The sequence below is a fragment of the Porphyromonas sp. KLE 1280 genome, from assembly GCF_000700805.1.
Taxonomy (GTDB): Bacteria; Bacteroidota; Bacteroidia; order Bacteroidales; family Porphyromonadaceae; genus Porphyromonas; species Porphyromonas pasteri.
In genome coordinates, this window is record NZ_KL362965.1 from 159281 (window position 1) to 174837 (window position 15557).

Consider the following 15557-nt stretch of genomic DNA (forward strand, 5'->3'; position numbering starts at 1 on the left):
TGTAGTCGAGAGATGTGGCAAAAAACGCTCATCTCCACGCACAAATTTCATTCATTACGTAGCAATAAATAGTCGCCTATCGAGCAAGCTTTACATATCTGAAAGTAATTAAGTCTATCGCTGGTCCGTAGCCAGAGTCTGCCCCGACGTCTTGTGGGTGCGCCCTGTGGATCCAGCCCTAAACTGAGACGACAATGAGACGATATGAAAGCATGAGCGATGATCAGCTGGTGCACCTTTATTCCGCTGGGACTAACGAAGCCTTTGATACGCTTCTCCTTCGCTACGATGCCTATGTCCATACGACGATCCGCTACTGGGTCACTGACGAAGATCTCGTGGAAGATATCTTCCAGGATACCTTCATCAAGGTCATGATGACCATTCGCCAAGGCCGCTACACGGCTGAGGGGAAGTTCCGCAGCTGGATCGGGCGCATCGCGCACAACCTGATCATGGACCACTTCCGCCGTCAGCGTACGCGTGGTCAAGAGCAGACGATCGAGGGGACTTCGACCGAAGATCTCCTGCAGACGATCCAGATCCCCTCTCCCGAAGCTATCGCTGAGGAGCGCCTGATCCACGGCGAATATGTCGATGAGCTGGGCTACGGCCTGAGCCAGCTCTCTGCCGAGCAGCAGGAGGTAGTGCGCCTTCGCTACTGGGAAGAGAAGAGCTTCAAGGAGATCGCCGAAGAGACAGGCGTCAGCATCAATACGGCCCTCGGGCGTATGCGCTACGCTCTGCAGCATCTGCGCCGCTACGTGCGTCAGTAAGCCTCCCGCCCCTTGTGCGGTGGGACGATACCATATAATATATATGTCCCTTCGCAGCCTTACACTTGCCTTCGCGCTCGTGCTCTCCGTCCTTTTCCCCGCTGCTCTGTGGGCGCAAGAGGGAGCCGTCGAGCGTCAGCCCTATCTCGACTTACGCCGCTACTATATTGGCTTCCGCCTCGGGCTTCACTTGCCCGATGTGCGGATCACCAATAGCGGGGCGGTCAATAGTCTGGGAGGACAACTCTGGGCCGATAGCCCTGTGTGGCATCCTGGCTTCAGTATCGGCATCATCGGGGGTATGACCCTCGTGCCTCAGCTGGAGCTACGCCTGCTCCCGACGCTTCATCTCGGGGATGTGCCCGTGGCCTACACCGATGGGAGCCAAGAGGTAGAGCACCTCTCTCTGCGCACGAGTAGCCTGCAGCTACCACTGGAGCTGAAGTGGGCAGCCGTGCGCTGGGGCAATTACCGCCCCTTCGTCGCTGCTGGTGGCTATGCAGCCCTGCAGCTCGGGACGCGCTCAAGCGAACTCCTGCACCTCCGCCCTATAGACTACGGGCTGAGTATCGGCGCTGGGTGCGACCTCTACTTCTCCTTCTTCAAGCTCTCGCCTCAGCTGACCTTCCACTATGGCTTGGCGAACCTTCTCCAAACGCACCGCCCCGATCTGCAGGGCGACCCCCGGATACGCTTCACTGAGGCCGTTCGTGGGGTGGCGACACGTGCGCTTCTCTTCACGCTGTCCTTCGAGTAAAATGGTCTTTTAAATAGTTTTAACTATCTTTGCGACAAATAGCCTCTTCTCAGAGGGATCATATTAAACGATTCAAGACATTATGAAAAGATTTGCTCTTATATTCTCAGCACTCCTTCTCTGCGTGGGCTTCGTCGTCGCACAGAGTGGTAAGGGTGCCGTCATCTCTTCCGCTGCGCCAGAGTTTGACTTCGGCATCATCAAGGAAGCTAATGGTAAGGTCTCACATACCTTCGTCATCAAGAATATCGGAGACGCTCCCCTGGTGATCATGCGCGTCGCTACGCCTTGCGCTTGCACGACGCCTGAGTACAGCCAGGAGCCTATCGCTCCAGGGCGTGAAGGGAAGATCACTGTCTCCTTCAACCCCGTAGGCCGTCCCGGTCCCTTCTTCAAGAATGTCGCTGTCTATAGCAACGGCCGCGATGGGGCTTTCACCCTGCGTATCAAGGGTAAGGTCGAGTAATCTCACCAGACTCTATCACGACTAAGGCGAAGCCGCTACAGCATCTCAGCTGTGGCGGCTTCGCTCTTTTATAGACCTGCTCTATGGGTAGATGTGCCGAATTTTATGGAGGAAATAGGCACAGATATGGGTAAATGGTTGTACCTTTGTATCATAAATTCTTTTAGGAAATGAGTAGTATCCCCTTTGATCTGTCGAAGATCCGCGCCTTCGTCCTGGATATGGACGGGGTAGTGAGTGCTACGGTGAGCCCCATTAGCCCCGATGGTATGCCCATGCGTACGGTCAATGTCAAGGACGGCTATGCGATGCAGTACGCTGTCAAGCAGGGCTATACGCTGGCAGTCATCTCCGGTGGTGCGAGCGAAGCGATGACGCAGCGCTTCCACCAGCTCGGTGCTAAGCACGTCTATATGCGGGTCTCAGACAAGGCTGCTCAGCTTGATATCCTCTGCCAAGAAGCGGGTATTACACCCGACCAGATCGCCTATATCGGCGATGATATCCCCGACATCCCCATCATGAAGCTCGTGGCTCTGCCTTGTGCTCCTGCGGATGCCGCTCCCGAAGTCAAGTCCATCGCTACCTACATCTCCCTCTGTGATGGGGGCTATGGTGTGGTGCGTGACGTCATCGAGCAGACCCTGCGCGCCAATGGCCAGTGGTCGCTCTCAGCAGGCTTTGGCTGGTAAGGAGACCTATAAACTATGTGGAAGCACCTCGACGACTACCAGATCATCTTAGGCTCACAGTCTCCGCGCCGTGTGGAGCTCCTGCGTGGGCTGGATCTTCCCTTTGAGCAGATCCGTCTGGAGGGTGTCGATGAGTCTTACCCTACTGACCTGCCTCTCGAGGAGATCCCCCTCTATATCGCCCGCGTGAAGGCGGAGGCTTATCGTCCACTTCTCGGTGAGCGCACGCTCCTCATCACGGCTGATACGCTGGTCTTCATCGGGGATAAAGTCCTCGGTAAGCCCCGTGATGCTGCGGAGGCGAAGGCGATGCTTCGCGAGCTAAGTGGGCAGAAGCATACTGTCACCACGGGTGTCGTACTGATGACGCCCGATCGCTCGGTGGCATTCTCCGACACGGCGACGGTGGAGTTCCTCCCCCTGACGGATGAGGAGATTGACTACTACGTCACTCGCTACCAGCCACTGGACAAGGCTGGCGCCTACGGTATACAGGAGTGGATCGGCTACCGTGCCATCCGCCGTATCGAAGGCTCTTTCTACACGGTAATGGGCTTGCCAGTGCATCTGGTGGGCGAACAATTGATGAGCATATTTCAAACAAATACATCCAATAGATAATGTATATACAGATCGTAGGCGGGCGCATTTACACGCCCACAGGCTGGATCGATGGTGGCAGTGTCCTCGTCGAAGGCAAGAAGATCAAAGCGATTCTTAATACCGACCTCCCTATCGAGGGCGCACGTCAGCTGGATGCTCGAGGCTCGTACATCATCCCTGGTGGGATCGAGATGCACGTGCACGGCGCTGCCGGAGCAGACTACATGGATGGGACGGTAGAGGCCTTCCGCACGGCATCAGACTACCACCTCCAGCAGGGTACGACGACGATCTTCCCCACACTCTCTACCTCGAGCTATGAGACGATCATGAAGGGTATTGAGTGCACGGAGGTCCTGATGAAGGACGATGAGTCCACCGTCGAAGGTCTACACCTCGAAGGTCCTTACTTCTCTGTGAAGATGGCTGGTGCTCAGCTCCCCGAGCTGATCCGCCCCGCTCGTCCCGAGGAATACACGAAGATCATGGAGCGCGGTGACGGTGTCATCAAGCGCTGGGACGCTGCTCCCGAGATCGAGGGTGCACTGGACTTCGGTAGCTACATCCGTGAGCGCGGTGTTGTCGTCGCACTGGCACATACTGAGGCCAACGACAAGCACGTCCGTGCAGCTTGGGAGCATGGCTACACGCTCGGTACGCACTTCTACAATGCGATGAAGGTCGCACACAAGGTCGGTGTCTACAAGGAGCCCGGTGCCGTAGAGACCATCCTCGATATGCCCGACTTCGATATCGAGGTGATCTGCGATGGTATCCACGTGCCTCCCGTGATGGTCCACCTGGCTTATGCTGTGAAGGGCCGCGAACGTATGGCTCTCACTACCGATGCCCTCCTCTATACGGGTACGGTGAACTTCAAGGACCCCACGGGTCATGCTATCGTCGAGGACGGCGTCTGCAAGCTCAGCGACCGCTCGGCTCTCGCTGGTAGTATCGCTACGATGGACCTCCTCATCCGCACCGCTGTGCAGAAGGCTAATATCCCCCTCATCGATGCTATCTACATGTGCTCCTACACGCCTGCCCGCATCATGGGTATTCAGGATACGAAGGGCGCTCTCGAGGCAGGCCACGATGCGGATATCCTCTTCCTCGACGAAGACCTCCAGCTGCGCTTCGTCATGCACCGTGGTCGTACGGTCCGTGGCGAAGAATACTGGGCTTAGTCTAAGCTTACCCCTAAGATAAGGATGCCTCATGCTCTAGGAGCATGGGGCATCTTCGTTTACCCCCACGAGGGGTGGGTTTGAGGGGTGAAAATCAGCATTTCTAGGTATTGAGTGGGCTGGGGATAAGTGCTAGTTTTGTTCCGAATATATGTAAGGCTTCGGCCAAGAAACTGAATAAACCATGGGACAAATCAATTTAGAGGGGCTTGGAGCAGTCCAAGAGACCCTGATCATTCCGCTAGCGATGCGTGCGCTGGACCTCAAGAGCAAGCGTCCGATCCTCGACGATGAGCGTGCAGCGAGACTCTACGAAGAGATTACTTATAGCGATAAGAAGTTCTCCCCCAAGAAGAGCCCTAGTTACTACGGCTGTCTCAAGCGGGCAGGCTATATGGACGGTGAGCTCATCCGCTACGCTCGGGAGCTGCATGCCCAAGGCAAGCCCTTCGTCACCGTCAATGCGGGCTGCGGGCTAGACACCCGAGGAGAGCGCATAGCTGGAGCAACCTACGGCGCTGCCCACTACGATGTGGACTTCCCTAATGTCATCGAGCTACGTCAGAGGCTCCTCGGGGAGAGCGCTACGGCTCTTGGCTCGGACTTGCTGGAGGAGGATTGGCTCAGTCGGATCGCAAGTGAGATCACGCCCGAGACTCAGGTCCTCATCTCGATCGAAGGGGTCTTCGCCTACTTCACCCTAGATCAGATCCAGCTCTTGCTTGAGCATCTGCACCACTACTTCGCAGGGCGCTGTGTGCTGGTCTTCGATGCGCTCAGTAGCTTCTGGGCAGGGCGATCCAAGATGCACGACACGCTCAAGCACATGGAGGCGACCTTCGTCGGGGGCATTGACTCGGAAGTGGATATTCTGCGTCTCTTGCCTCAGGCGCAGTTTGAGCGGAAAAAGGCGGTCGTCGATCTGATGGCAGAGGTCTGGTGGGTCGCTCACCTGATGCAACTGACTAAGAAGATGCGGGAGAGTACGCAGATCTTCACCTTCCGTCTTTGATGTAGCGGGTACTTATTCCGCCTTTTAGCTAATCGCCCCGCTTGTATCCTCTGGGTACAAGCGGGGCGATTTGATTTGTAGGGAGCGTTGCGCGCTCTTCTACGAGACTCTCCCTTCGACCGAAGAGAGGCATTGGCTTGACGACACGGAGACCTTAGCCCAAGAGGCGGGCGGGAAGGAAGGCTTGTCTTCTGCTTTTTGGTGAAACCCCTTTGCCTCGGATAGCTTCAAGGGATAACTTCTATGCAGATGTTGCCTTTAGACGAGAAGCAGGGTCAGCAGATAGCCTCCGAAGACGAGCCAGATATAGAGCCCCGAGGCGAGGAGGAAGGCCTTAGCGCCCGACTGGCGGAACTTGGCAAAGGTCGCATCCAAGCCAATCGCCGTCATCGCCATCGCCAGCATGAAGCCGTCAATGACCTCGATGATATGCGTCAGCTGGTGATATGCTGGGACTTGGCCGATGTGCTCAGCACCCATGCCCAGCAGCGTATTGATCCCGATGGCGATGAGGAAGTAGAAGGCAAACCAAGGTACTTGTATCTTCCCCGAGGTAGCGCTGTCTGCACTCCCTCGGCGCATGATGTAGCCGAGGATCATCAGGACGGGTGCGAGCATGAGGACACGGAGCATCTTCGTCATCGTCGCGATGCCCGCGATGTCTACGCTGGAGCTGTGGGTGTCGGGTGTCATCGCAGCTCCTGCGCCGACGACGTGTGCGACCTCGTGTATGGTAGATCCCGTGTAGACCCCGACAGCTTGTGGGGAAAGGGCATCTAAGAACCCTGCACGGTAAAGGAGCGGGTAGCCAAACATCGATAGCGTACCGAAGAGGACTACCGTCGCTACGGCGACGACCGTCTTGTGTGGCTTCGCTCCTACGACGGGCTCAGTGGCGAGTACAGCCGCTGCTCCACAGATAGCCGAGCCCGAGGAGATGAGTAAGCGTTCGTCTTTGTCCAAGCCCAGCGCTCGCCCGAGGTAGTTCCCAAGGATGAGTGTCCCAGCGACGATGATCACGTCGATGAGGATGGCGCCACCACCTACGGCGAGGAGCGTATCGAAGCTCAAGCGAAAGCCATAGAGTACGATCCCCGTACGAAGGATTTGCTTGCTGGCGATCTTCAGCCCGCCATCCCAGCTCTCGGGGAACCGGGAGCGAACAGTGTTGGCCAAGATCATCCCCACGATGACGCCGAGCACCATCGGGCTGAGGCGCAGGTCGTGGAGGAAGGGCACGAGCGAAAGGGCATGGACAAGGAGTGTCAAGACGACGAGGAAGAGGAGACCGTGGATGGTACCTCGAGGGAGGGCTTTCATTGAATTGCTGTCGTGAGTAATAGATCTTTTGTCCTGCAAAGATACGGTACTCCTCGCTACCTTATACCGAAAGGTCGTATGAACCTATATTGGTCGCTGGGCGAACCTATATAGCTTCACCCGCTGAGCAATATGAGACTGTTGCTCATCGTAGGGATAAAAGTTGTGGACGAGTGGCAGATAAGTTTGGACTACGCACGTGGCTCTAATATCTACGTACGTGGATATTTGGATTTACGTGTCTGGTCTTTAAGACTACGTGCGTAGATAGAAGAATACCACTAAGGGAAAGCGCCCTTTTCTTCACGAGAGGGACCCTTTTCCCTCCGCTGGATAAGAGGAATACGCGCGATAAGGCGAAGGGCTTGCGTATCACTTCGGAGAGGTATATCGGGGAGCTGGGTGCGCGATGCCTTAGCACAATAAGTAGGGGACAGGACTCTCGGCAACAGTCTCCACATAGGTTCGCTCCCCCCTCTCTAATCTAATGCTTTGGGTGGATATGAATATAGGCAGGGGGACGAACCAATATAAGTTCGTCCCCCTGCCTATATGATTTCTCGCCTTATATGGCTGGCGGTACTGATGTGCTTACCTACGTCTGCCCTTCGCTGGAGCATCATCCCACTCCCTCAGGTAGAGGCGTGCGCACATCTCGGCGTCATCGCCAGCGCGGTGGTGTGTGCCGCGAGTGATCTGGAGCTGGTCGCAGAGGGATGCGAGCGAATTGCTCTCGAAGTCATAGATCTGCCGTGCACGCTTCAGCGAGCAGTCCCATTTCAGCTCACCAAGCTCGATCTCATAGAGCTCGGCCGTGCGCTCCAGACAGCTGCGGTCGAAGGGAGCGTTGTGGGCGACGAATGTGTCGAACTCCTCTAAGTACTCACGGGCAATCTCTTCCCACACGTCGGGGAAGGCGGGTGCCGTGGCGGTATCCTCGGGGCGGATGCCGTGCACTTGGATGTTCCAATAGGCATAGGCATTGTCCTCGGGCTGTACGAGCCACGAGCGCGTCTCGACGATCTTGCTATCACGGACGACGCAGATACCCACCTCGCAGATGGAGCTGCGCTTCTGCGTAGCCGTCTCGAAGTCAATGGCGATGAAGTTGAGCTTGCTCATTCCGTAGGGTGATGGGGGAGCTTAGTGCGTGCGGGTCATGTCCTCGGGGACGATGAGGATAAAGTCTGCCATACCGCCGTAGGCTTCTTCGAGGGCCTCGACATCCTCCTGCAGGACGGTCGTGATCGTCACGATGCGCGTCTTGGGAGCGTAGCGACGTAGGTAGGGGATGATGCCTCCATTCTGCAGGGAGTGGTAGGAGCCGTTGAGGTGGAGGAAGGTGTGCTGAGGGCAGAGGTGCTGGCTGATGCGGTAGCCCATGGTGGCATCCTTGATGGCTTGAGCCTCTTCGAGGTGGCGCTTCTCCTGCTTCTTATCCCCGTGGACGAGAGCGCCCATAGCGGCGAACATCCCTGCACTCTGCTCTGTGGACTGGAAGGCGATGGGTAGAGGGGGTAGATAGCGCTTGGCTTCGGCGCTGAGCGAGTCAAGGGCGGGAAGGCCCTTGCGATTCACCAGGTCGGCATAGCGACGGGGTACGTTCGTCGCAATGACTCTGAGACCATGGTCCTTGGCGAAGTAGACGACGGGGTCGTAGTCCGTCTCATAGTTCGGCCACAGGCGTGCCTCGTCGCCGTAGCTCTTGGGGCTGATGGTCTTGGCGAGGTACTCGTCGAGGATCAGCTGGATATCCGCCTCGAGCATCTCAAGCCCGAGGGTGAGGTTCTTCCCCTTACGCTGCTGCAGGGCCTCGAGGACACGGAGCTGCATCCAGTGGCTGATGGGGTTGTTGTGTAGCTCCCCGAAGAAGACGACATCGGCACCAGCGGCGCGTGTGATGAGCTTATCGAAGGTGACGGGACGCCCGACGGAGTCTACGAGGCGGTAGGCGACGGGCTCGGTGGTCTTCTGCGCTGAGGCGGAGAGGGAGAAGAGAAGCCCCGTGAGGAGCAGGGTGAGGGTACGGAGGAGTTTCATTGCTTGGGTACAATCGAATAGATGAGGTGGCGCTGGGGACTGAGGATCGTGCGGAAGGCGGTGCGGAGCTCCTCGGGTGTGATGGAGCGAAGGATCTGCTCGTACTGAGCGAAGTCCTCAAGGCGCTCACCGCTACGCACGAGGCCCAGGAGCGTGTCTTGCCAAGGAGCCAGATCGCTCTCGGTGAGGGCCTCGCGCTTATTGATGAGGAAGGTGCGGGCGATATCGGCTATTTCGCTGGGGCTGGCGAGCTTCGTCTGGAGGTCTTCGACCAGCTCCTCGATGAGCTTGCAGGCAAGGGGAGCATTGCTACTCTTCACAAGCGTCTCGAGGCGGAACCATACGAAGGGCTCGGGCTTCGGGCGGTACTCCATATAGAGATAGGGCGAATAGATGATGCCTGCCTCCGAGCGCAGGCGATCGATGAGACGACTGCGCAGGAGCTCACGCATGAGCTTGAGGCGCAGGCTACCGCGTAGGGTAGGCTCGTAGGTGCCGTAGTAGACGTTGTGCAGTGCCGTCTCGTCGCCAGCATCAATATCCTCGAGGGTATAGTTCTCTGCCGTGAGCTGGCCCTGAGATGGGAGAGTGGGCTTAGCGGGGCGCTGGGGAAGGTCAGCGAAGACGCCCGAGATTTCCTTGAGGAGAGCTTCGCTGTCGAAGCGCCCGACGACTACGATCGTCATCCCCTCGGTGCGCGTCCACAGGTCGGTGTGGAAGTCAATCATGTAGGGAAGGCTGAGGGCACGTGCTTCGGCTTCGGTCTCAGGTTCGCGCTGGGGGATGTAGGTGCCGAGGATGCTATCCAGACGGCGCTGTAGCTTGCGCTCAGGGTCACGGGCAAGCATTTGCTCCAGGCGGCTGGGGCGCCTGAGGGCGGAGATAAGTGATTCGCGTGACTCCTCGAAGTCCGCTGTCGCAGCCTCGGGGTGCAGCATCTTCTCCTTCATCAGGCGTAGGAGGCTGTAGGTCTTGCCCGTGGGAGCTGTACCGAGGAGTGCACCCCAGTCCATGGCTTCGGTGAGGGTGAGTGCTACGCCGTGGTCGAAGAGGAAGCTATCGAGCTGCTCACGGGGTAGGGTAGAGATACCACCCAGCTCCATGTAGGCAGCGAGCGAAGCCACACGGGGCTGCTCGTCAAGCGGGATGTCACGCAGGCCCGAGGGGTGGTTGATGGCGATCTTCACGACGGAGTCTGCCTCCGAGAGTGGGCGCAGGATGATGCGGATGCCATTGGGGAGATAGGCTTCCTGCACGCCGAGGTCGGGGTGTAGCTTCGACGACCGGAGCTGTGCCGTGGGGAGCGTCTGAGGGGGAGTGAGGAGCTGTGGGATGGCGCTCTTCTTCTCTTCGGTAGCCTCATCCGAAGGTGGAGTGAAGCTGAGACGGGTGCGCTGGGCGGAGAGTCCGCGCTGGATAGCTCGCTCGATGGCGCCACGCTGTGGGCGCGCTGTCTCGGGAAGCTGCGCATTGTGTGTGAAGCTCGCCAGCTTGCTTGGCCCCATGAGGTAGCGGTAGAGGCGGTCAAAAGCGGGGCGGAGATCGCTGGCACGTAGGCCGTCGATACGGCGCTCGAGCTCCTCCTTCTCCGCTTCGTCGGTGAGGAAGTGGTCGCCGTGGAGGATCTCATCGGTGTAGTAGTCGCACCAGCCGGCCGAGGGCGTGTCGCCTGTGACGAGGTATAGGGCGGACTTTGCACGCTCCTTGAGGAGTGTGAGTTCGCGCTCTGATATCGTGCCTCGTCGCAGTACGCTCAGTGCCGAGATAGCCTCGCGGAGATCACGGAGGATCTCGGTCGTGCGACTGCCTTCGAGGGTGAGGGAGAGGTGGCTTGTACGGCCCAGATACCAGCTGTCAGCGAGCTTAGCGCCACGGAGCTTATCCAGGCGGTGGCTCCATGCAGCGAGCGCCATGCGGTGGATCTTCTCCGTGAAGAGCTCCGAGAGTGTACGCGTGGGGAGGGTCTTGTGGGGGAAGATGAGATCGAGGGTCGCTGTGCGAATTAGGGTGTCGCTATGGCTCTCGAGATGTAGGCCACGCGGGTAGTGCAGCTCTGGCTCGATATAGGTACGGGCTGGGGTAGTGGGTGCGGTGGTGAAGGTCGCGCGTAGGCTCTTCTCCGCTGCATCGAGGTCGAAGTCCCCGACGAGGACGATGGTAGCAAGGGATGGATGATACCAGCGATGGTAGAAGGCACGTAGGCCGCTCGCCGTCGCACGGTCGATGTCTTGTGCCGTGCCTACGGGGAGGCTACGGCTGTGGATGCCTGTGCCGACCTTCAGCGCGTAGAAGGGATCGGTCTGTACGTAGGCGCGTATCTCCTCCTTGATGATGCTGCGCTCCTGCTCCACCTCGAGGCTGTCGAGCTGTAGCCCCGTGAGCCAATCGCTGAGGATGAGTGCCGTGCTATCGAGGACGTGCGGCTCATCGGTGGGGAGGGAGATCATATAGACGGTGCGGTCGTGACCAGTCATAGCATTCAGCCCGACGCCGTAGCGTGTACCGAGACGCTCTGCATAGCGCTTGATACCGCCCGAGGCAAAGTGCTTCGTTCGGCCGAACGCCAGATGCTCAATGAAGTGTGCGTAGCCTGCTTCGTCGGGACGCTGAGCGCAGGAGCCCACACGCATGACGAGGCGTGCCTCCATCTTCTTGCGTGGCTGAGTATTGTGTCTGAGGATGTAGCTCATCCCATTGGAAAGCGTCCCTCGTCGCTCTTGGGCGAGAGCGGTGCAGGCGAAGGAGAGGAAGAAAAGGGTAAAGAGGAGGGGGAGCCCTATGGAGCGGAATCCCTTCCTCTCCACACGGCTGGTCGGTGTGTACACGTATCTGTCTATTGCCATCAGATGCTACTTTTCGCTAATAGATAGAACGCCGTAGGTATGCCCTCCGGTTGTCAATCCGCCAAATATCCCTATTTCTTGGTAACTCTACGCCCTGCCGTGGTACGAGAATGGAGCCGCAGACCTGGGTCTACGGCTCCATATTTATATCGTGCGTCTGCAGAGGAGAGCATCGGGATCAGAAGAGGAGAGGCGCATCGCCCAGCCGGGCGCTCAGTTCTTCGGGCGAAGCTGTGCTGGGGCACTCCTCATAGGAGAGGCGGAAGGTGCAGCCCTCACGGAAGGCGGAGCAGCCGAAGGCCGCACGACCTCTCAGAAGGGTACCCTGCTGACACTGGGGGCAGGGCACGCCCGTGTCGACGGGAAGGGGGGGGGCTGTCTGGGCTGGGGCGGGTGCAGGTGCTGGCTGTGGAGCGAGGACGGACTGCACGAGCTGGTAGAGCATCGCCTTGAGATCGTCGATGAAGACCTGCGTCTCCAGCTCACGGCGCTCGATCTGGCGGAGCTTGTACTCCCATTCGCCCGTGAGTGCAGCGCTCTTCAAGAGGTCGTAGTTGATGAGCTTGATGAGCTGTCGACCCGTCTCGGTGGCGTGGATCTGGCTGCGCTTCTCCTTGACGATGTAGCCGCGCTTGAAGAGCGTCTCGATGATATTGGCACGTGTCGAGGGGCGCCCGATACCATTCTCCTTCATCGCCTCACGGAGCTCTTCCTGCTCGACGAACTTACCCGCAGTCTCCATAGCACGCAGGAGCGTCGCTTCGGTGTAGTACTTCGGGGGCTGGGTCTGCTTCTCGCGTAGCTCGGGGATGTGCTCGCCCGTCTCGCCTTCGGTGAAGGTGGGTAGGAGTGCTTCGGATGCTTCTCCGCCCTCTTCGCCTTCCTTGGCTTCGCTCGCCTCGGTGGGTGTCTCGGTCTCGAAGACCACACGCCACCCTGGCTCGAGGATTTCCTTCCCCGAGGTCTTGAACTTTACCTTGCCTGCTGTGCCCTCGACGCTCGTCGTGCTGACGAGGCAGTCGGGGTAGAAGGCAGCGATGAAGTGGCGGGCGATGAGGTCGAAGACCTTCGTCTCCGTCTCGGAGAGCCCCGAGGGCGACTGCCCTGTGGGGATGATAGCGTGGTGGTCGGTGACCTTCTTATTGTCAAAGACCTTCTTGCTCTTGCGGATGGGGGCGCCACTGAGGAGCGGGCTCACCAGATTGAGATAGGGTGGGATGACGAGGCCCCGCAGGATGCCTGCGACCTTGGGGTATAGGTCTTCGCTGAGGTAGGTGGTGTCGACACGTGGGTAGGTCGTCACCTTCTTCTCATAGAGCGACTGCACGGTGGCAAGCGTCTCTTCGGCGCTCATACCGAACTTACGGTTGCACGCTACCTGCAGGCTCGTCAGGTCAAAGAGCTTCGGAGCGGACTCCTTGCCGTCCTTCTTCTTGACACTGGTGATGGTGAAGGGTTCGCCCGTGATGCTTTGTAGGGCAGCATCGGCCTTCGCCTTGTCGCTGTACTTGCCCTTGTCGGCGCTGAAGATGACCTCACGGTAGCGGGTCTTCAGCTCGCAGTAGGTCTCGCTCTTGAAGTTCTCGATAGCCTCTTGGCGCTCGACGATGAGGGCGAGGGTGGGGGTCTGTACGCGTCCGATGGAGAGGGGTTGCTTGCGGTCGCTGCCGCCATAGCGGAGGGTATAGAGTCGGGTGGCATTCATCCCGAGGAGCCAATCGCCGATGGCACGCGCTAAGCCCGCCTCATAGAGGGACTGGTAGTCGGAGCTGTCGCGGAGCTTATCGAAGCCCTCGCGGATCGCTTCGTCAGTGAGGGAGGAGATCCATAGACGGCGCACGGGTACCTTACAGCCGACCTTCTGGAGTACCCAGCGCTGGATGAGCTCCCCTTCTTGCCCAGCATCACCGCAGTTGATGACCATCTCGGCGCCTGCTACGAGCTGCCCGATGACGGCGAGCTGCCGCTCATAGTGCTCGATGGGAATGGCTTTGATGCCGAAGCGCTCCGGGATCATAGGCAGGGACGCCAGGCTCCACGCCTTCCACCCCGGCGTATAGTCGTGGGGCTCTTTCAGCGTGCAGAGGTGTCCGAAGGTCCAGGTCACAGCATACCCGTTGCCTTCGTAGTGGCCGATACCTTTGTCGGTCCTACGGACAGTGGCTCCGAGGATGTTCGCTATGTCACGTGCCACGCTGGGCTTCTCGGCGATGCAGACGATCAAGATAGTATGGAGTGAGGGGTGAGACGAGCTGGGCGATGGTCGATGTGAGTAGGTGCAGCGCAGATGATGTGCCGCAGAGGAGTGCCCTTCCCGTGGGCTGATCTCCGAATGCAATAGGCATAAAAGAGAGAAACATCCCAAGATCACTTAAGTGAATCTTAGAATGCCTCATCAAACAAATACACATCAAAACTATGGAAACCTATTGGAGCGGAAGACGGGACTCGAACCCGCGACCCTAACCTTGGCAAGGTTATGCTCTACCAACTGAGCTACTTCCGCATTTCAAATTTGCTCTGGGAGGTTTGCCTTTCCCTTTTGCACTGCAAAGGTACGACGAAGTTTTGAATTGACCAAATGTTCGGCAAAATTTCTTGCAATTTCTTATCTCACTCCTCGCCCCAGGTGAGATGATCTGCCTCTTCTCCAGATGTAGATGCAGATTGCAAGGCAGAATAAAATGGCTTCATTTTGAGGGAATTGGATCGGAGACCTACAGGAGGGTGGTGTGAACCTATATTGGTCAGCGGGCGAACCTATATAGCTTCACGCAGCGACCTATATTGGTCCGCATCTCGACCAATATAGGTTCACCCGCCGACCAATATAGGTTCGCTCCGCATACCAGTAGTGTTGGAAGTAGGATTACTATTCCTTCTCGGTGCCGACAGCCTGCGCTTGAGGGAGCTTCTGCGCGTCTTGTCCAAGCGCCTTTTCCTCTCGGGCAACCCTACGCTCCAGCTTTTTGATGTCATCAGCGGGTGGCAACTCTTCGGGCTTTATTCCTCGCTCACCAAGCATGCTACGTACACTTTCATTATTCTGTACATGCTCTTGCGTTATAGGTAGCTCGCCATGGAGATCTTTACTCTCGACATTATAGTTGGTCATTTCGGTTGCAAGGTTCTTTGCTGCTATGGTGAGGGTCGGAAGGAAGTCTGCGAGTGGTCTATTGGCCTTAACCCCCAACTTTTTCTTCATAGCATCCGTTGTGAAGCCTCCGAATAGAGCCTTGTCGCCCATCGAGCGTATGCGTCCAAATCCTTTCTCGTCGACACCACGCTCGTAAATGTTCTGAGACAGTTGCTTCTCCGAGATCCTTAGTCGATCCCGAGTTTCCAGGCGGGAGATGAGGTTAAGGCGCTCTTCGATGAGCTCCGCTTTTCTTGTCTGTAGCGCAAAGTAGCTTTGAGCAAAGGCTATCTCTTCTTTCTTGGGGTCACCATTCTGTGCGATGAGGTAGCATGCGTAGCGAGTGAGCATAAAGTCGGAGACACTACGTCTCCCTCCTTTCCCGACTTTGATCATTTTCGTGACCTCACGAAAATGATCGAGATCGTTGCCCCCATTGGAATTGCATGAGGTGATCGCTCTTTGGATAGCAACTGCAAAGTTCTCCCATCGAGCGTAGCCTAATAGCTCTTGAAGTTCACGAGCATACCATACTTCGATATGCGTATGCTCCCCTTCGATCTCTATGCGCTGAGCGATAGCATCGAAGCTGGATTGGTATTGGATGATGCGGGCCTTATCCATGTCCTTCTTGTTGATTAGTTTGTATCCAGTGCGTCATGCCTGTTTGTGACGGAGCCTATATGATAATGCTCCCCTATTACAATAGCTGGGCTATGTCGTTG

At 57.5% G+C, this 15557-nt stretch carries 14 protein-coding genes and 1 tRNA gene; 7 read left to right on the plus strand and 8 right to left on the minus strand.

Translation table 11 applies throughout. The features are described from left to right. Positions 1-194: 194 nt before the first annotated feature. The 7 genes from HMPREF1121_RS06995 (at position 195) to HMPREF1121_RS07025 (ending at position 5493) form a co-directional block, all read left to right on the plus strand. Positions 195-776, plus strand: a complete 582-nt coding sequence (locus HMPREF1121_RS06995; RefSeq protein ID WP_044115538.1) for an RNA polymerase sigma factor — start codon at positions 195-197, stop codon at positions 774-776. Between the two features lie 43 nt (positions 777-819). Continuing rightward, on the plus strand, positions 820-1533 hold the full coding sequence (locus tag HMPREF1121_RS07000) for a type IX secretion/gliding motility protein PorT/SprT (RefSeq protein ID WP_044115539.1): 714 nt from the start codon (positions 820-822) through the stop codon (positions 1531-1533). A gap of 82 nt (positions 1534-1615) precedes the next feature. Next, positions 1616-1999 carry a DUF1573 domain-containing protein gene (locus tag HMPREF1121_RS07005; RefSeq protein ID WP_044115540.1) on the plus strand — a complete coding sequence of 128 codons (384 nt, stop codon included), beginning with the start codon at positions 1616-1618 and terminating at the stop codon, positions 1997-1999. A gap of 170 nt (positions 2000-2169) precedes the next feature. Beyond that, positions 2170-2691 carry a KdsC family phosphatase gene (locus HMPREF1121_RS07010; protein ID WP_044115541.1) on the plus strand — a complete coding sequence of 174 codons (522 nt, stop codon included), beginning with the start codon at positions 2170-2172 and terminating at the stop codon, positions 2689-2691. A 15-nt stretch (positions 2692-2706) separates the two neighbouring features. Further along, the gene (locus HMPREF1121_RS07015) at positions 2707-3312 is read left to right on the plus strand and encodes a Maf family nucleotide pyrophosphatase (RefSeq protein ID WP_044115542.1); all 606 of its coding nucleotides are present in this window, start codon (positions 2707-2709) and stop codon (positions 3310-3312) included. After that, positions 3312-4481: an N-acetylglucosamine-6-phosphate deacetylase gene (gene nagA, locus HMPREF1121_RS07020; protein WP_044115543.1), complete on the plus strand. Its 1170-nt coding sequence runs from the start codon at positions 3312-3314 to the stop codon at positions 4479-4481. The genes HMPREF1121_RS07015 and nagA overlap by 1 nt, the downstream gene beginning before the upstream one ends. Positions 4482-4665: 184 nt before the next feature. Continuing rightward, on the plus strand, positions 4666-5493 hold the full coding sequence (locus HMPREF1121_RS07025) for a class I SAM-dependent methyltransferase (RefSeq protein WP_044115546.1): 828 nt from the start codon (positions 4666-4668) through the stop codon (positions 5491-5493). Between the two features lie 258 nt (positions 5494-5751). Here the strand turns inward: HMPREF1121_RS07025 and HMPREF1121_RS07030 are convergent, their stop codons facing one another. From HMPREF1121_RS07030 to dinD, 8 genes are all read right to left on the minus strand, one after another. Then, positions 5752-6813 (minus strand): YeiH family protein, encoded by a 1062-nt coding sequence (locus HMPREF1121_RS07030; RefSeq protein WP_044115547.1) that lies wholly within the window; start codon positions 6811-6813, stop codon positions 5752-5754. 591 nt (positions 6814-7404) lie between these two features. Beyond that, positions 7405-7935 (minus strand): exonuclease domain-containing protein, encoded by a 531-nt coding sequence (locus HMPREF1121_RS07035; RefSeq protein WP_044115548.1) that lies wholly within the window; start codon positions 7933-7935, stop codon positions 7405-7407. 21 nt (positions 7936-7956) lie between these two features. Then, entirely contained in the window at positions 7957-8853 is an 897-nt protein-coding gene (locus tag HMPREF1121_RS07040) for a ChaN family lipoprotein (protein ID WP_044115549.1), read from the minus strand. Beyond that, a complete protein-coding gene (locus HMPREF1121_RS07045) occupies positions 8850-11696 on the minus strand; it encodes a M16 family metallopeptidase (protein WP_084152012.1) in 2847 nt (948 codons plus the stop codon). The genes HMPREF1121_RS07040 and HMPREF1121_RS07045 overlap by 4 nt, the downstream gene beginning before the upstream one ends. A 178-nt stretch (positions 11697-11874) precedes the next feature. After that, positions 11875-13920: a DNA topoisomerase 3 gene (locus HMPREF1121_RS07050; protein WP_044115552.1), complete on the minus strand. Its 2046-nt coding sequence runs from the start codon at positions 13918-13920 to the stop codon at positions 11875-11877. Then, complete coding sequence (locus HMPREF1121_RS08840; protein ID WP_198019169.1) at positions 13880-14041, minus strand: hypothetical protein; 162 nt, start codon at positions 14039-14041, stop codon at positions 13880-13882. The genes HMPREF1121_RS07050 and HMPREF1121_RS08840 overlap by 41 nt, the downstream gene beginning before the upstream one ends. Positions 14042-14126: 85 nt before the next feature. Next, positions 14127-14202 (minus strand) — tRNA-Gly (locus HMPREF1121_RS07055). 366 nt (positions 14203-14568) lie between these two features. Further along, the gene (dinD, locus tag HMPREF1121_RS07060) at positions 14569-15456 is read right to left on the minus strand and encodes a DNA damage-inducible protein D (protein WP_044115554.1); all 888 of its coding nucleotides are present in this window, start codon (positions 15454-15456) and stop codon (positions 14569-14571) included. Positions 15457-15557: the final 101 nt, after the last annotated feature.